The 16,862-nt window shown below is 71.7% G+C and carries 14 protein-coding genes; 6 read left to right on the top strand and 8 right to left on the bottom strand.

Annotation, left to right across the window (positions count from 1 at the left end):
• Positions 1 to 51: 51 nt before the first annotated feature.
• Complete coding sequence (locus ACIODU_RS14220; protein ID WP_401767870.1) at positions 52 to 489, bottom strand: DUF4442 domain-containing protein; 438 nt, start codon at positions 487 to 489, stop codon at positions 52 to 54.
• Positions 490 to 598: 109 nt separating this feature from the next.
• Here ACIODU_RS14220 and ACIODU_RS14215 point away from each other — a divergent pair, with 109 nt between their 5' ends.
• Together ACIODU_RS14215 and ACIODU_RS14210 are read left to right on the top strand one after the other, a co-directional pair.
• On the top strand, positions 599 to 1,735 hold the full coding sequence (locus tag ACIODU_RS14215) for a hypothetical protein (protein WP_401767446.1): 1,137 nt from the start codon (positions 599 to 601) through the stop codon (positions 1,733 to 1,735).
• A gap of 95 nt (positions 1,736 to 1,830) precedes the next feature.
• Positions 1,831 to 3,171 (top strand): MFS transporter, encoded by a 1,341-nt coding sequence (locus tag ACIODU_RS14210; RefSeq protein WP_401767445.1) that lies wholly within the window; start codon positions 1,831 to 1,833, stop codon positions 3,169 to 3,171.
• On the opposite strand, the gene ACIODU_RS14205 is transcribed toward ACIODU_RS14210, so the two are convergent.
• The 3 genes from ACIODU_RS14205 to tuf form a co-directional block, all read right to left on the bottom strand.
• Positions 3,133 to 3,978, bottom strand: coding sequence for a spermidine synthase (locus ACIODU_RS14205; protein WP_401767444.1), 846 nt, complete (start codon positions 3,976 to 3,978; stop codon positions 3,133 to 3,135). The two genes, ACIODU_RS14210 and ACIODU_RS14205, sit on opposite strands and share 39 nt — an antisense overlap.
• A gap of 365 nt (positions 3,979 to 4,343) precedes the next feature.
• Complete coding sequence (locus ACIODU_RS14200; protein ID WP_401767442.1) at positions 4,344 to 5,198, bottom strand: patatin-like phospholipase family protein; 855 nt, start codon at positions 5,196 to 5,198, stop codon at positions 4,344 to 4,346.
• A 256-nt stretch (positions 5,199 to 5,454) separates the two neighbouring features.
• Positions 5,455 to 6,648: an elongation factor Tu gene (tuf, locus tag ACIODU_RS14195; protein WP_401767440.1), complete on the bottom strand. Its 1,194-nt coding sequence runs from the start codon at positions 6,646 to 6,648 to the stop codon at positions 5,455 to 5,457.
• A 410-nt stretch (positions 6,649 to 7,058) separates the two neighbouring features.
• Here tuf and ACIODU_RS14190 point away from each other — a divergent pair, with 410 nt between their 5' ends.
• The gene (locus ACIODU_RS14190) at positions 7,059 to 7,769 is read left to right on the top strand and encodes a TVP38/TMEM64 family protein (RefSeq protein ID WP_356431829.1); all 711 of its coding nucleotides are present in this window, start codon (positions 7,059 to 7,061) and stop codon (positions 7,767 to 7,769) included.
• A 357-nt stretch (positions 7,770 to 8,126) separates the two neighbouring features.
• Here ACIODU_RS14190 and ACIODU_RS14185 read toward each other — a convergent pair whose 3' ends face one another.
• From ACIODU_RS14185 to ACIODU_RS14170, 4 genes are all read right to left on the bottom strand, one after another.
• A complete protein-coding gene (locus ACIODU_RS14185; RefSeq protein ID WP_401767438.1) occupies positions 8,127 to 9,212 on the bottom strand; it encodes an enoyl-CoA hydratase/isomerase family protein in 1,086 nt (361 codons plus the stop codon).
• 69 nt (positions 9,213 to 9,281) lie between these two features.
• Positions 9,282 to 10,280, bottom strand: a complete 999-nt coding sequence (gene meaB, locus ACIODU_RS14180) for a methylmalonyl Co-A mutase-associated GTPase MeaB (protein ID WP_401767437.1) — start codon at positions 10,278 to 10,280, stop codon at positions 9,282 to 9,284.
• 4 nt (positions 10,281 to 10,284) lie between these two features.
• On the bottom strand, positions 10,285 to 12,483 hold the full coding sequence (scpA, locus tag ACIODU_RS14175; protein WP_401767435.1) for a methylmalonyl-CoA mutase: 2,199 nt from the start codon (positions 12,481 to 12,483) through the stop codon (positions 10,285 to 10,287).
• Complete coding sequence (locus ACIODU_RS14170; protein ID WP_401767433.1) at positions 12,483 to 14,381, bottom strand: methylmalonyl-CoA mutase family protein; 1,899 nt, start codon at positions 14,379 to 14,381, stop codon at positions 12,483 to 12,485. Before ACIODU_RS14170 ends, scpA begins: the two co-directional genes overlap by 1 nt.
• Positions 14,382 to 14,829: 448 nt before the next feature.
• On the opposite strand from ACIODU_RS14170, the gene ACIODU_RS14165 reads away from it, so the two are divergent.
• From ACIODU_RS14165 to ACIODU_RS14155, 3 genes are all read left to right on the top strand, one after another.
• Positions 14,830 to 15,702, top strand: coding sequence for an undecaprenyl-diphosphate phosphatase (locus ACIODU_RS14165; RefSeq protein WP_356431820.1), 873 nt, complete (start codon positions 14,830 to 14,832; stop codon positions 15,700 to 15,702).
• A gap of 149 nt (positions 15,703 to 15,851) precedes the next feature.
• Complete coding sequence (locus ACIODU_RS14160; RefSeq protein WP_401767431.1) at positions 15,852 to 16,022, top strand: hypothetical protein; 171 nt, start codon at positions 15,852 to 15,854, stop codon at positions 16,020 to 16,022.
• 90 nt (positions 16,023 to 16,112) lie between these two features.
• Positions 16,113 to 16,679 (top strand): hypothetical protein, encoded by a 567-nt coding sequence (locus tag ACIODU_RS14155; protein WP_401767429.1) that lies wholly within the window; start codon positions 16,113 to 16,115, stop codon positions 16,677 to 16,679.
• Positions 16,680 to 16,862 lie beyond the last annotated feature (183 nt).

Genomic DNA, 16,862 nt, shown 5'->3' with positions numbered 1-16,862 from the left:
TAAACCTGCTGTGGCTGTACGGCGGGAAGCCTACCTGGTGACCGGGGACAGTCAGGCGTTCGGACGCAGCGTCCAGACGACGGTCATCTCGGCGGTCACCGCGCCGTCCGCGCGCGTGACGTCGACGGTGACGGGAAACTCGGGGCGCTCCCCCGCGTCCAGCTGCGCGACGACGTCCGCCACCGGACGGCCGAGCGACGCGGTCGCCGTGACGACCCCCATGGCGAGCTTCCGGTAGCTGATCGCCGCGTTGACGGCGAGCGGTACGGCACGGTGGAGCTGGTCGCCGAACGCGGCGATCACGATCGCGCCGCTGGCGGACTCGGCCAGCGTGAACATCGCTCCGGCGTGCGGGCCGCCGAGGTGGTTGTGGTACTCGGGACGGTCGGGCAGCCGGACCACGGCCCGCTCGGGAGTCGTCTCGGCGAACTCCAGCTCCAGGGTCCTGGCCATGGGCACGGTGGCGGTGAGCTGTTCACCGACGGACATCTGATCAGCGCTCATACGACCATATGTTACTCATGAGTAGTACGCCTTGGCCATACCCTGACGGGGCAGCCGTGGCAGCCGGGGTACGGCCCCTCTATCGTTACTCGCCATGTGGCCAGGACAGCAGCCGCCCGGGGGCGAGCAGAACCCGCAGGACCAGAATCCCAATCCGTACCAGCAGCCGGGGTACCAGCAACCGGGATACGCGCAGCCGAATCCGTATCAGCAGCCCGGTTACCAGCAACAGCCGGGCTATCAGCAGCAGCCCGGCTATCCGCCCCCGCCCGGGCAGCCCCAGCAGCCGGGGTATCCGCAGCAGCCGGCCCACCCGCAACAGCCCGGCCGGCCGGTCGCGCCGAACCCGTACCAGCAGCCGACCGTGCCGCAGTACGGGGTGCCGGGGGCGCCGGGACCGGGCGGCCCGGGTCCGTCGGACGGCGGGAAGAAGACGACGGTGGTCGCGATCGTCGCGGCCCTCGCCGTGGTCGTGGCGGCGGGCGTCACCGGATTCCTCGTGCTCGGCGGCAACGACGACAAGGCCAAGGACCCCAAGGCCGACGACCAGAAGTCCTCGGTGTCCGCGAAGCCGAGCACGTCCGGCCCCGCGCCCAATCCCCGCGACGGTGCCGCCGCGGCCAAGCCGCAGATCGCGGGCTGGAAGGTCGTCAGCAACCCCAAGTACGGCACCCAGTTCGACGTTCCGGCGGACTGGGAGGTGGAGAAGCCCGGCGTCGCCACGTACTTCGAGGACGAGAAGAAGGGGGACGGCTCGCCCATCTTCTCCTTCTCCGCCCCCGCCTTCTACCAGTCCAAGTGGTGCTCGCAGGACTCCGACCGCGACGGCGAGACCGAGGACAGCAGCCTGGTCGGGACGGGAACGAAGGGCGCCAGGGGCGCGAAGGACACCCCGTCGTCCGCGGAGATCCAGGCGAGCAACCTGGTCTGGGCCGCCTACGCCCAGAAGGAGCCGGAGGCGAAGCTCAAGACGATCCTGAAGACCAGCAAGGGCGCGCCGTTCACCACCACGTCCGGGCTGGAAGGCAGTTACTCGATCTCGACCACCACCGGCGTCACCAAGAAGGCCAAGTGCGAGACCGACGGCAAGGCGATCGCCTTCTCGTTCGTCAACGCCCAGGGTGAGTACGCGACATGGGTGGCGTTCGCGGCCAAGGGAGTGAAGGACGAGGTGCCGGACGCGACGCTGAAGAAGATCATGGGCACGGTACGGCTGGCGGGCGCCTCCTGACCGGACGGCGGGAGCGCAGGTGCGCGGGACACGGGGATCGCGGGGCGGCCGGATAGTCGGTTGGCACAGAGGCCGCGCGCGGGGATAGTCCTGGGGTGAGTGCATCCGCAGGCGCCCCGGGCCGCCGAACCCGCCCCTCGCGTCGCCCCGACTGGGCCGGCCGCAACTACACCCTGCTGACGGCCGCCGCGATCGTCACCAACCTGGGCAGTCAAGGGGCCCTGATCGCCTCGGCGTTCGCGGTGCTCCAGATGGGGGGCGACGGCGGGGACGTCGGGCTCGTGGCTGCGGCGCGCACCGTACCGCTCGTGCTGTTCCTGCTCGTGGGCGGCGCCCTGGCCGACCGGTTGCCGCGGCACCGGGTGATGGTCGCCGCCAACGCCCTCAACTGCGTGTCCCAGGGCACCTTCGCCCTCCTGGTGCTCGTGGGCGAACCGCACCTGTGGCAGATGATGCTCCTGTCCGCCCTCGGCGGGACCGGTCACGCCTTCTTCTCCCCGGCGTCCGAGGGCATGCTGCTGTCCAGCGTCAGCGGCGAACAGGCCGGCCGCGCCTTCGCCCTCTACCGGATGGCCATGCACGGCGCCGGGATCGGCGGCGCGGCCCTGGGCGGTGCGCTGATCGCGGTGTTCGGCCCCGGCTGGGTCCTGGCGGTGGACGCGGCCGCGTTCCTGGTGGCCGCCTGTCTCCGGGCCTTCCTCGACGTCAGCCACATCCCGGTACGGAAGCCGGGCGGCGGCATGATCTCCGATCTGCGGGAAGGCTGGCGGGAGTTCACCGGACGGTCCTGGCTCTGGTCGATCGTCGTGCAGTTCGCGGTGGTCAACGCGGTGGTGGTGGCGGCCGAGGCGGTGTACGGACCGCTGGTCGCCGAGGAGGAGTTGGGCGGCGCGGGTCCCTGGGGCCTGGCGCTCGCCGCCTTCGGCGCGGGCACGGTCGCCGGCGCGCTGGTGATGATGCGCTGGCGCCCCCGGCGGCTGCTGCTGGCGGGCACGCTCTGCGTCTTCCCGCTGGCCCTCCCGCCGGCGGCGCTGGCGGTGCCGCTGCCGGTCCTGCCCCTGGCGGCGGTGCTGTTCCTGACGGGCGCGTCCATCGAGGTGTTCGGCGTCTCGTGGATGACGGCACTGCACCAGGAGATCCCGGAGGACAAGCTCTCCCGGGTCGCCGCCTACGACTGGCTGGGCTCGATCGGCATGGTGCCGGTGGCCACGGCACTCACGGGCCCGGCGGAGGAGGCGTTCGGCCGGGACGCGGCGCTGTGGGGCTGCTCGGCGCTGGTGGTCCTGCTGACGGCGGCGGTGCTGACGGTCCCGGACGTACGCCGCCTGAGCCGCCGTACGACAAAGGTCACAGAATCCCCCATCCTCCCGGCTCCCCCCACACCCACCCCATCCCCCTCAGCCGATGCTGAAGGCACCGTCGGGCGGACGGGGTGAGGGAACGGCGCCGGCGTCCCGTACCGCCGTGGCGTCCCCGATGAATTTCACCAGAGACGATCCGTGTTCGACGCGGGCGGGAAAGGCGTCGGAGGCGGTGCGCCGGGCGAGCGCGGCCGTATCGATGGCGGAGTGCGAGGCGGCGAGCACGGCATTGCCGAACCGGCGCCCGCGCAGGACGCCGGGCTCCGCGATCAGCGCCAGTTCCTCGAAGACCTGCGCGAAGGTGGCCAGTTGGGAGCGGAGGAAGTCGAAGGGCACGCCGTCGGCGAGATTGGCGATGTAGATCCCGTCGGTACGGAGGACCCGTTCGGCCTCGCGGGCGTACTCGACGGAGGTGAGGTGCGCGGGGATCCGCGAGCCGCCGAAGACGTCGGCGACGATCATGTCGGCGGAGCGGTCCTCCGCCTGCCCGAGCCAGCGGCGGGCGTCCGCGTGGTGCACGGAGATGCCCACGCCGGCCGGTATCGGCAGTTGCTCGGCCACCAGCGCCAGCAGACCGGCGTCGGCCTCCACGACGTGCTGGGGCGAGTGCGGCCGGGTGACGGCCACGTAGCGGGGCAGCGTGAGCCCACCCCCACCGAGATGCACCACGGCGAGCGGCTCCCCGCGGGGCGCGACGCAGTCGACCACGTGGGCGAGGCGGCGCGTGTACTCGAACTCCAGGTGGGTGGGCTCGTCAAGATCGACGTACGACTGCGGCGCCCCGTCAACGGTCAACAACCAGCCCCGCGCCCGGTCGACGTCGGGCATCAACTTGGCAGTCCCATGATCCACAACCCGCACAACGGGAATCGACTCACTCACCCCCCTATTGTGCGCGCCCCCACACCCCACCCCACCCGACCCACATCCCCCCACCCGCCCAACCAAATCCAGCCGGTCCGGCACTTGAGGAAACGCTTCAGCCCGTCCGACGCCTGAGGACACCCTTCAAGCCCGTCCGGCACCTGAGGACACCCCCACCACACCCGCGCAAACCCACCCACCCCAGCCACAACCAGCCCGTCCGGCGCTTGAGGACACCCTTCAAGCCCGTCCGGCGTTTGAGGACACCCACCCCCGACCCGAGCCACCCCACCCCGCCCAGCCAAACCCAGCCCGTCCGGCGCCTGAGGACACGTCCAGCCCGTCCGGCGATTGAGGACAACACGTCCAGCCGAACGCCCGGCTCACCGCGCCCGCCCCGCATCCCACACCGCCGACACCACCCCCGCCACCCCCACCCCCTGCGCCAACCCCGCCCGCGCAGCCACCCCCCGCCGCCCAGGATCCAGCACGTTACGCCCAATCGCCCTCTTCGCCGCCGCCCCCGGCACCATCACCTCCACCCGCGCACCCCCCGCCACCAGCGCCTCCGCCTGGCTGCGCGGCCCCGCGACCACCCCGCTCCCGGACCCCACCGGCGCGATCACGACCACCCGGTCGTACCCGGCGGCGAGCTGCGCGTTGGCGGGCGAGTGCATCCCGCCGTCGATCCACTTCCGCCCTTCGATGGTCACCGGCGGCCACACCCCCGGCACCGCGCAACTCGCGGCCACCGCGTCCACCACCGGCACCCCGCTCTCCCGGTCGAACACCCGGAGCTCCCCGGTCAGCGCGTCCACCGCGGTGACGGCGAACGCCCGCTCCGGCCACGCGTCGACCAGGATCCGCGAGGCGATCACGGCCCGGCGCTCCGCCTCGGGCTCCGTCGCGGCGGCCAGCGCGTACCGGCCGATCCGCTGCCCGTACGCCTCCGGGGTACGGGAGACGAGCATCGCGCGCGCGTACCGGAACAGCACCGCCGCCCCCAGCCGCGCCGGCCGCTCGTCCCCGGGCGGGGCCAGCTGCCGCTCGTACAGCGCCTCCAGGTCATGCGTCCCGGAGGCAAGCTGCGCGCCGACCACCGAGCCCGCCGACGTGCCGATGATCACATCGGCCGTGGTCAGGTCCGTCCCGGCGACGCGGAGACCGTGCAGGACACCGATCGTCCAGGCGACGCCGGTGACGCCACCGCCGCCGAGGACCAGGGCCGTACGCGTCATGTTTGCCGCCTCTCCCGCACCGGACCCACCACCGGGCCCAGAAGGAAGTGTCGCGCACGAACACACAAACCGTCCCCCGACGGACGGCGGACCGGTATCCGTCGTACACCAGTCACGTCCGCCCGCCGTACACCGCTCCCCTCCCCCCGCCGCACACCGGCCCCGTCCCCCCGCCGACCGCCGAGCCCGGCCCCCACACCCCCACAGAAGCCGGGCCCACCGCCTCCACCAGCGAAAACGCGCCCCCGCGCCACGCCTACAGCAGCGACGTCACCGTCCCCGCCCCGACCGTCCGGCCGCCCTCCCGGATCGCGAAGCCGAGCCCCGGCTCCAGCGGGAGGTCACGGCCCAGCTCCACGGTCATGGTGACCGTGTCGCCGGGACGCGCGACGCCGACCTCGCCCAGGTCCACGTCGCCGACGACGTCGGCCGTACGGAGGTAGAACTGCGGCCGGTACCCCGTGGACACCGGAGTCGTACGGCCGCCCTCCCGCCCGGAGAGCACGTACACCCGCGCGGTGAAGCGCCGGCTAGGCGCCACCGTGTCCGGCGCCGCCACCACGTGCCCGCGGCGGATCGCGTCACGTGGCATCCCGCGCAGGAGCAGCGCGACGTTGTCCCCGGCCTCGGCGGACTCCATCGGCTTGCCGAAGGTCTCCAGACCGGTGACGGTGCTGGCCTGCGGCCCCAGGTCGGCGCCCAGGACCTCCACCTTGTCGCCCACGCGCACGGTGCCGCGCTCGATCGCCCCGGTCACGACCGTGCCGCGCCCGGTGATGGTGAGGACGTTCTCCACCGGGAGCAGGAACGGCGCGTCCGTGTACCTCACCGGAATCGGCACATACGTGTCGACCGCGTCGAGCAGCGCCTCGATCGACCCGGTCCAGCGGGGGTCTCCCTCCAGCGCCCGCAGCCCGGACACCCGGACGACGGGGGTCGTGTCGCCGCCGTACCCGTGCGAGGTGAGCAGTTCGCGCACCTCCAGCTCGACCAGGTCCGTCAGCTCGTCGTCGCCCGCGTCGGCCTTGTTGAGGGCGACGACGATGTGATCGACGCCGACCTGGCGGGCGAGCAGGACGTGCTCGGCGGTCTGCGGCATGATCCCGTCGAGCGCGGAGACGACAAGGATCGCCCCGTCGAGCTGCGCGGCGCCGGTGACCATGTTCTTGATGTAGTCCGCGTGGCCCGGCATGTCCACGTGCGCGTAGTGGCGGGTGTCGGTCTCGTACTCGACGTGCGCGATGTTGATGGTGATCCCCCGGGCCGCCTCCTCCGGCGCCCGGTCGATCCGGTCGAACGGTACGTAGGTGGTGCCGCTGCCGCCGCCGGTCCCGCGCTCGCTGAGGACTTTGGTGATGGCGGCGGTGAGAGTGGTCTTGCCGTGGTCGACGTGGCCCATGGTGCCGATGTTCAGATGCGGCTTGGTGCGTACGTATGCCGTCTTGGACATGATGGTCCGGTCCCTTCAAGGAACTCGAAGCGTGAGAGGGACCCCCTGGACTCGCCGACCCTCCCCCTGCGGGGTCCGCCGGACGATCCGGGAAGGGTCAGCTTCGGGCGCCGTCGACGGGCGCCGCGGCGGCGACAGCGGCTGCCGCCGCGTCAGCCGCGAGGAACGCGGCAGCCTTCGGCGCGTCCGCGACTGCGGACGGCGCTGCGAGGAAGGCGTACCGGCACATGTCTCGATGGTCGTCCACGACGACCGTCACGTCGAATGGTTTTCCGCGCGAGCGGGACGCCCGGTTCTGCGCTTGGGCAAGACCCCCGGCAGCGGCAACGAGCGCGTCTGACTGCTCACATCACACCCGCCGCCCGTCCCCGGTGCGGCGATCACACACGTTCGTCGGCTAGTCTCCCCGGATGCTCGACACCGCCACCCGGCCCGCGCCGGGCATCGCTGTCCGCTGCTCCAGGGCGTTGCGCTCGCCCTGGTCGCGGTTCGCTCTCCTTGTGGCGGTGCTGGGTGCCGCCGGGTCGCTTGTGCTGGTGTACGAACCCCAGAGACTCCTGTCGGAGGGCTGGCCCACCCGGCTCACCGGGAGCGCGGCCGTGGTGCTGTTCGCGCTGGCGTACGGCGTGTGCGCGGTGGCGTTCGTCCCCCGCCCGCTGCTGAATCTCGCGGCGGGGGCCCTGTTCGGTACGGCGCTCGGGTTGCCCGCGGCGCTCGCGGGGACGGTGCTGGGCGCGGGACTGGCGTTCGGTCTCGGCCGTTTTCTCGGCCAGGACGCGCTGCGGCCGCTGCTGCGGGGGCGGTGGATGGAGGCGGCGGACGGCCAGTTGAGCCGGCACGGCTTCCGGTCGATGCTGGCGGTACGACTCTTCCCGGGCGTCCCGTTCGCGGCGGCGAACTACTGCGCCGCGATCTCCCGCATGGGGTGGCTCCCGTTCCTGCTGGCGACGGGCATCGGCTCGATCCCGAACACGGCGGCGTACGTGGTAGCAGGCAGCCGCGCCTCCTCCCCCACGTCACCGATGTTCCTGGTGGCGATGGGCTTCATCGTCCTGACGGGCGTAGCAGCAACCATCGTGGCCTGGCGCAAACGCGACGCCCTACAAGGCAAAAACGCCTGACGCCCCGCCACGCACGAACGCCCCCTCCAGCAAAATCCGCACGGGCCACACACATGCACCTTCCAAACCCACCCAAGCCAATCCAAGCCCGTCCGACGCTTGAGGACACCTTTCAGCCGGTCCGGCGCTTGAGGACACTCCCCTACCCGCACCACCCCACTCCGCCCGGCCACATCCAGCCCGTCCGGCGCTTGAGGACACCTTTCAGCCCGTCCGGCGCTTGAGGACACCCACCCCCAACCCGCACCACCCCCGCCCCGCCCAGCCAAACCCAGCCCGTCCGGCGCTTGGGGACACATCCAGCCCGTCTGGCGTTTGAGGACAAAGCGTGGCCCCGCCCCGCAACCCCAACCCCCGTCACAACCCCCCGCGCCCACCCCAAAGATCCCCACCCGCCGGCACCGCCAAAAACGCCGACACCTCCGCCCCCGACACCCCGCCCAACTCCCGCGGAGCCCACCGCGGAGCCCGATCCTTGTCGATGACCTGCGCCCGAATCCCCTCCACCAGATCCCCCGTCCCAAGCGCCGCACACGACGCCCGGTACTCCCGCTCCAGCACCCGCTCCAACGTCGGCAGCCCCCGCGCCGCCCGCAACCCCGCCAGCGTCGCCTTCAGCGCGGTGGGCGACCGCGTCAGAATCGTCTCGGCCGCCTCCTTCGCCGCCGGATGCCCGTGCCCGTACAGCCGGTCGACGATCTCCTCGACGGTGTCGGCCGCATAACACCCGTCGATCCACTCGCGATCGCTGGCGAGCCGCCCCTCGGGCGCAACCCCGGCGTACCGGGCCACCACGCCCCGGACCGCACCCACACCATCGTCCTCCCCTTCCCCCTCCCCGAGCGCATCCTCCAGAGCCCCCCGCAGCGCCCCCAACCGCTCCGACGGCACAAAATGGTCCGCGAGCCCGCACCACACCGCGTCCGCCGCCCCCACCACCGCCCCCGTGAGGGCCAGGTGCGTACCGGCCTCCCCCGGCGCCCGCGCCAGCAGATACGTCCCGCCGACGTCCGGCACCAACCCGATCCCGGTCTCCGGCATGGCGACCGCCGACCGCTCGGTCACGATCCGTACGCTGCCGTGCGCCGAGATCCCGACCCCGCCCCCCATCACGATGCCGTCCATGAAGGCGACGTACGGCTTCGGATAGCGGGCGATGTACGCGTTGAGCCGGTACTCGTCGCGCCAGAACTCCGCCGACGCGCCCCCGCCCACCCGCGCGTCCTCGTAGATGGCCCGGATGTCCCCGCCCGCGCACAGCCCGCGCTCCCCGGCCCCGGAGACGACCACCACCCGCACGCGGTCGTCGCCCTCCCACGCGGTGAGGGCCTCGGAGAGCGCCGAAACCATGCCGTGCGTCAGCGCGTTGAGGGCCCGGGGCCGGTTCAGGGTCAGCGAACCGACGTTCCCCCGACGGTCGGTCAGCACATGCTGTTCGTCCACGTTCCGTACGCCTTCTTCTTCTTGAGAGTCACCCGTTACGAGAGATCACGCGGTCTTCGGACGACGAGGTCACCCGCCGCCCCCCGCCCGCCCCAGCGCCTCGATGATCCGGTCGGCCGCCAGCGTCGGCGTCAACGTGCCTTCCCGTACCCGCTGTTCCAGCCCCGGAGCCAGCTCCCGTACCTCCGGGTGCTCACGCAACCGGTCCAGGAGATGGTCGCGGACCATCGACCACGTCCAGTCGACCTGCTGGTCACGGCGCTTGCGCTCCAGCCGGCCGTCCGCCTCCAGGACCGCGCGGTGCTGCTCCAGCCGTTCCCACACCACGTCGAGCCCCGTGCCCTCCCGCGCGCTGCAACTGAGCACCGGCGGCGTCCAGGCCGCGTCCACGGGATGCATCAACCGCAGCGCGCCCGCGAGTTCACGCGCGGCCGAGCGCGCGTCGCGTTCGTGGGGGCCGTCGGCCTTGTTGACGGTGATGACGTCCGCCAGTTCCAAAACGCCCTTCTTGATGCCCTGGAGCTGGTCGCCGGTCCGCGCGAGGGTGAGGAGCAGGAAGGAGTCGACCATCCGGGAGACCGTCGTCTCGGACTGGCCGACCCCGACCGTCTCCACCAGCACCACGTCGTACCCGGCCGCCTCCATCACCACGATCGTCTCGCGCGTCGCCTTCGCCACACCCCCCAGCGTGCCCGCGGTCGGAGAGGGCCTGACGAACGCCTGCGGATCGACCGCGAGGCGCTCCATCCGCGTCTTGTCGCCGAGGATGGACCCGCCGGTCCTGCTGGACGACGGGTCCACGGCCAGCACCGCGACCCGGTGCCCGAGGCCGGTGAGCATCGTCCCCAGCGCGTCGATGAAGGTGGACTTGCCCACGCCGGGCACGCCGCTGATCCCGATCCGGCGCGCCTTGCCCGCGTACGGCAGCAACTCCGTCAACAGCCCCTGGGCGAGGGCCCGGTGGTCGGGCCGCGTGGACTCCACCAGCGTGATGGCCCGGGCGATGTACGCGCGCGAGCCGTCCAGGACACCCTTGGTGTAGCTGTCGAGGTCGATCCGTGGCGGCACGCGCTCAACCCTCGTGGCCCAGCGCCGCGGTGAGCGCCGTGAGCAGATCGGTCGCCGCGTCGGGGATCACCGTGCCGGGCGGGAAGACGGCGACGGCCCCGGCGCGGTGCAGCTCCTCGATGTCCTGCGGCGGGATGACCCCGCCGACGACGATCATGATGTCCTCGCGGCCCTCGGCGGCGAGCTGCTCGCGCAGCGCCGGTACGAGCGTGAGGTGCCCGGCGGCCAGCGACGAGACGCCGACGATGTGCACGTCGGCCTCCACCGCCTGCCGCGCCACCTCGCCCGGCGTCTGGAACAGCGGGCCGACGTCGACGTCGAAACCCAGGTCGGCGAAGGCGGTGGCGATCACCTTCTGCCCCCGGTCGTGCCCGTCCTGGCCCATCTTGGCGACCAGGATGCGCGGGCGCCGGCCCTCCGCGCGCTCGAAGTCCTCGACCGCCGCGCGGGTGCGCTCGACGGCCGGGGAGGTGCCTGCCTCGTTCCGGTACACACCGGAGATCGTACGGATCTGTCCGGCGTGCCGCCCGTAGACCTTCTCCAGGGCGTCGGAGATCTCACCGACGGTAGCCATCGCGCGGGCCGCGTCCACGGCGAGGGCCAGGAGGTTTCCCTCCAGACCGGGGCCGGGGCCGGATTCGGCCGCCGCGGTGAGGGCCCGGAGCGCGTCCTGGCAGGCGCCGTCGTCCCGCTCCTCACGCAGCCGCCGGAGCTTGTCGAGCTGCTGGGCCCGTACGGATGAGTTGTCGACCTTGAGGACGTCGATCTTCTCGTCGGTCTCGACCCGGTACTTGTTGACGCCGATGACGGGCTGCCGCCCGGAGTCGATCCGCGCCTGGGTACGGGCCGCCGCCTCCTCGACCCGCAGTTTCGGGATGCCGGCGTCGATGGCCTGCGCCATGCCGCCCGCCGCCTCGACCTCCTCGATGTGCTGCCAGGCGCGGCGCGCGAGGTCGTAGGTCAGCTTCTCGACGTACGCGCTGCCGCCCCACGGGTCGATGACCCGGCCGGTGCCCGACTCCTGCTGGAGGAGCAGCTGGGTGTTGCGGGCGATCCGCGCGGAGAAGTCGGTGGGCAGGGCCAGCGCCTCGTCGAGCGCGTTGGTGTGCAGGGACTGGGTGTGTCCCTGGGTGGCCGCCATCGCCTCGACACAGGTGCGGGTGACGTTGTTGAAGACGTCCTGTGCGGTGAGGGACCAGCCGGAGGTCTGTGAATGGGTGCGCAGCGAGAGGGACTTGGCGTTCTGCGGGTCGAACTTCTTCACCAGTTTGGCCCAGAGGAGCCTGGCCGCCCGCAACTTGGCGATCTCCATGAAGAAGTTCATGCCGATCGCCCAGAAGAAGGAGAGCCGCGGCGCGAAGGAGTCGACGTCAAGTCCCGCGCCCAGCCCGGCCCGCAGGTACTCCACCCCGTCCGCAAGGGTGTACGCCAGCTCCAGGTCGGCCGTCGCGCCGGCTTCCTGGATGTGGTAGCCGGAGATGGAGATGGAGTTGTAGCGCGGCATCTTCCGCGAGGTGTACGCGAAGATGTCGGAGATGATCCGCATCGACGGGGTCGGCGGATAGATGTAGGTGTTGCGGACCATGAACTCCTTGAGAATGTCGTTCTGGATGGTGCCCGCCAGCTTCTCTGGCGGTACGCCCTGCTCCTCGGCGGCCACGATGTACAGCGCGAGGACGGGCAGCACCGCGCCGTTCATCGTCATCGACACGCTCATCCGGTCCAGCGGGATGCCGTCGAAGAGCCGCCGCATGTCGTAGATGGAGTCGATGGCGACGCCCGCCATGCCGACGTCGCCGGTCACGCGCGGGTGGTCGCTGTCGTAGCCGCGGTGGGTCGGCAGGTCGAAGGCGACCGACAGGCCCTTCTGTCCCGCTGCCAGGTTGCGCCGGTAGAACGCGTTGGACTCCTCGGCGGTGGAGAACCCGGCGTACTGCCGGATCGTCCAGGGCTGGTTGACGTACATCGTCGGGTACGGCCCGCGCAGGTACGGCGCGATGCCCGGGTACGTGGCCAGGAAGTCGAGGCCCGCCGTGTCGCGCGCGGTGTAGAGCGGCTTGACGGCGATGCCTTCCGGGGTGTCCCAGACGAGTTCGGCGGCGTCCTTGCCGGTGTGTTCCTCCACCGCCCCGCGCCACTGCTCCTCGGAGCCTGTCGCGGCGCCGGGGCCGAGTTCGATCTCCGAGAAGTCGGGGATTCCCATCACGCCACTCCCATCCGGTCGAGTACGGAGCCGAGGACCGCGACCGCGTCGCCGCCCGCGACGACGAACTGGTCCACTCCGGCTTGTCGGTACATCTCCTCCTGCTCGCCGGGCCGCCCGGCGAGGAACACCCTGAGTGCCCCGGCCGCGACGAGGGCCCGTGCGACGGGCGCGGCTCCCTCGGCGTACAGCGCGTCGCTGGAGCAGACGCAGGCGACGGCGGCCCCGCTGCGCGTGAACGCGTCGCCTGCCGTGTCCGCGTTCACGGACACCGGGTCGTGCACGGTCTCGATGCCGCCGGCCTGGAAGAGCCCCGCGGCGAACGAGGCCCGCGCGGTGTGGGCCGCGGCCGGCCCGAGCGCGGCCAGGAAGACACGCGGCCTGGCTCCGGTGGCGGCGAGGTGCGCGTCCGAGCGAGCGCGCAGGGCCTCGAACGCCTGGTCGCGGTGGACGACGGGGAGCCCCCCGGCCGAGCCGAAGGCCGTGGGCTGCGGCGCTTCCGGTGCCGGCTCGCGCACGACCGGGGCCTGGTCGAGAAGCGGGAACTCGCTGACACCGGTGATGGGTTCGCGCCGCCGGGCCAGCCGCCCCGAGCGTTCCTTCCAGGTGGCCGCGAGCCGTTCACCGATCAGTCCGCCGTGCAGGGCGGCACGCAGGCCGCCGGCCCGCTCGATCTCCTGGAACCACGCCCAGGCCGCGTGCGCGAGGTCGTCGGTGAGCCGCTCCACGTACCAGGACCCGCCCGCCGGGTCGATCACGCGTCCCAGGTGCGACTCCTCCAGCAGGATCGTGGAGGTGTTGCGGGCGACCCGGCGGGCGAACGCGTCCGGCAGTCCGAGCCTGTGGTCGAACGGCAGGACGGTCACGGAATCGGCCCCGCCGAGCCCGGCCGCCAGCGAGGCGACCGTGGTGCGCAGCATGTTCACCCAGGGGTCGCGCCGGGTCATCATCACGGGTGAGGTCACGGCGTGCTGGCGCTGCGCCCGGGCGGCGGGCCCGGCGCCGCCGACCTCGGCCACCCTGGCCCAGAGCCGGCGTGCGGCACGGAGTTTGGCGATGGTCAGGAACTGGTCGGCGGTGGCCGCGTACCTGAACTCCAGCTGTCCGCAGGCGTCTTCGACGGACAGTCCGGCCGCGGTGAGGTCCCGCAGCCAGGCCACGCCGGTGGCGAGTGAACAACCCAACTCCTGGGCGTCGGACCCGCCGGCCTCGTGGTAGGGCAGCGCGTCCACGGAAACGGCGCGCAGCCCGGGGTACTCCCGTGCGCAGAGCGAGGCGAGTTCGGCCGCCTGTCCGACGCCGTCCGCCGACTCCGTTCCCATACGGGCGAGTTGGCCGTACGGGTCCGCGCCGAGCGTGCCCCTCACCTGATGCGGCGCCACGTCGCGCTCCCGGTGGAGCCGCAGCAACTCCTCGGCGGCGGGGGCGAACTCGTCCCCCGCGTCGAGGGCGACCGGCGCCAGGTCGAGGAAGACCCCGTCGAGCGCGGTGGCGAGCGCGGACACCGGCACCCCACCCGGTCCCACGGCCAGCCAGAGCGAGGTGACCCCGTTCTCCAGATCGGCGAGCACCGCTTCGCTCGTCAGCGCGGGGTCGGTACGCGCGTGCCGCTGCCGTACATCCCAGCCGGCGACGGCGGCCCCTTCGGCCTGGCTGCCCCGGGTGAACGGCGCGAACCCCGGATAACCGTCGGCCGACGGCGCGTCGTCGGCGGTATAGAGGGGGGAGGTCGAGAGGCCGTCCTGGAGTCGCGTAGACAGCGCTTCCTCGGCCGCCGTACCCGACGTCTCCCGGCCCGATTTGCGCAGGACGCCCGCCACCAGGCTCTGCCACTCCTCGCGGGTCGCGTCGGGGAACTCGGCGGCGAGGGAAAGCCCGTCATCAGGCAGAACCGTCATGCTCAGATGTTATGACAGCCCGCTGAACGAGCAGCAGAGCGCGCCGCTGTGACGTTGCACTCCCTTGCCCGCCCCGGAGTGCGCTGCCGACCCTTGCCACGTTTCCCACTCCTCGCTCCCTTCCTTTCGCTCCCCCCGCGCACGGGCACTTAGCACGCGGACGCTAGGCTGCACCGGAACCGACACGTGATCGCCGCCACTTATTTTTTGGGGATCGGCGTCACCGACGCAGGTCTCCGTCGCGGGTCTCCGACCCCCGACAACACCGTGCTTCGCCGTGTCCGCCCCATCAGCCCTGTCCGCCCTGTCAACGAAGAGCCAGCGCGACCAGGACCGCCCGACCGTCCATATGATCCAATCCTCGTACCGCCCGTCAGCTCCCGCTCCGCCACTGCGCCGTGGTTCAGCCGGCCAGTGCACGATGATTCCTTGGATGGCGTAGTACCTCATGTCTTGGTTCGAATCTTTCATCCTCGGGCTCGTCCAGGGGCTGACCGAGTTCCTGCCCATCTCCTCCAGCGCGCACCTGCGGCTCACCGCGGCGTTCGCCGGCTGGCACGACCCGGGCGCGGCCTTCACGGCGATCACGCAGATCGGCACGGAAGCGGCCGTGCTGATCTACTTCCGCAAGGACATCGCGCGGATCATCTCGGCGTGGTTCCGGTCGCTGACGAACAAGGCACTGCGCTCCGACCACGACGCGCAGATGGGGTGGCTGGTCATCGTCGGCTCGATCCCGATCGGTGTCCTGGGCATCACGTTCAAGGACCAGATCGAGGGCCCCTTCCGCGACCTGCGGCTGATCGCCACAACCCTGATCGTGATGGGCATCATCCTCGGCATCGCCGACCGGCTGGCGGCCCGCGACGAGGCCGGCGGCAAGCACCGTGCCGTCAAGGTCCGCAAGTCCCTCCAGGACCTGGGGGTCAGGGACGGCCTCATCTTCGGCATCTGCCAGGCCCTGGCGCTGGTGCCGGGCGTCTCCCGCTCGGGGGCCACGATCAGCGGTGGTCTCCTGATGGGCTACACCCGAGAGGCAGCGGCCCGTTACTCCTTCCTGCTCGCGATCCCCGCGGTGCTGGCGTCGGGCGTGTTCGAACTCAAGGACGCGACCGAGGGCCACGTCTCCTGGGGCCCCACCATCTTCGCGACGATCATCGCGTTCATTGTCGGATATGTTGTTATTGCGTGGTTCATGAAGTTCATCACCACAAAGAGCTTCATGCCGTTCGTCATCTACCGGATCCTCCTCGGCATCGCACTGTTCTTCCTGGTGGGCACCGACACCCTGAGCCCGCACGCGGGCGAGTCGGCGGGCTGACGGGCCGAAACCCGCACGGCCGGGTCTCCAGAGACATCGCCATAGGGCGCACACCATAAGAAGGGGGTTAAAACCCTCCGCATCCGAGTGTGAGCAAGGACGCCCCTTAATCGGTCACTTCGCACCCCGGCTGCCCCTACGCTAGTCGTATGTCCTCTTCTTCCCCTTCCGCTTCCGCGGTGCCCGGCGCCGTCGCGGCCAACGAGCGCATCCGTGCGCTCGTCGACGCGGCCGACGGAACGTGGCCTGCCGAGGCGTACGAAGTGCTGCTCCTCGAATGGGCCGCCGCCCTCCGCCCCGACGTGAACCGGGCCGCCTAGCACCTCCCGTCCCCCCGTGGGCCGGCCGTGCGGCCCGGGCCCACCCGTCACCATGGGCACGGACATGGCACGAAGAGAGCAGGAAGACAGATGACACCTCCTGACACCGCCGAACTCGACACCGGGGAACCCGACGCGGGGGCACCGGACACCACCGCCGAGGAGAAGGCCGGCCGGCACGCGGTGCGCGGCAGGGCCCGGGGGCTCTCGCACCACGAGGTGGCGGCCGCCCTGGAAGACGCCCAGAGCCGACTGCCCGAGGAAGACAGCGACGGCGGCGAGGAAGAAGCCACGGCCGACCCGTCCCGGGCCCGCGCCCTCGCCGAGGTCGAGGAGTGGGAACGCATCGAGGCCCTCCTCGCGGTCCACGCCGGAACGTACGACCCCGACACCGACGCCTTCGTCCAGGGCGGCCTGGCCGGCGAGGCCGACCGCCGCGCGGCCGAGCAAGCCGGGTCGGCCGACTCCGACAAGGCCGGAGACACACTGCTGCGGGCGCTGTCCCACGCAGGTCTCCTCGACGCACCGGACGGCTCCGGCCTCTCCTCGGGCGAGGACACCGCGATCGCGACCCGCCTGGCCCAAGCCGATCCCGAGGCCGCCCTCGCGGTGAGCCGCTGGCTGGACACGGCGTCGGGCCACCTCCCTCCTTCCTGAAGCAACGTCACGCCTGATGGCGTGTCAGTTCCAGGTCGGGCACACCACGGATCGTAGGCTGAGCCGACGGCCCGTCAGTCCCGGGCGTCGCCCCACGAGGACGCCACAGATCTCTGTGCCGAGCGCCTGACCTGCATGTGCGCCTCCCCCACCACGACCCCGGAGGCGACAATCAGTTCCCGT

The sequence above is a fragment of the Streptomyces sp. NPDC088261 genome, assembly GCF_044740805.1.
In the GTDB taxonomy this organism is placed as follows: domain Bacteria; phylum Actinomycetota; class Actinomycetes; order Streptomycetales; family Streptomycetaceae; genus Streptomyces.
The sequence above is the reverse complement of the archived record's forward strand: the minus strand, read 5'-3'. Positions and strand labels throughout refer to the sequence as shown.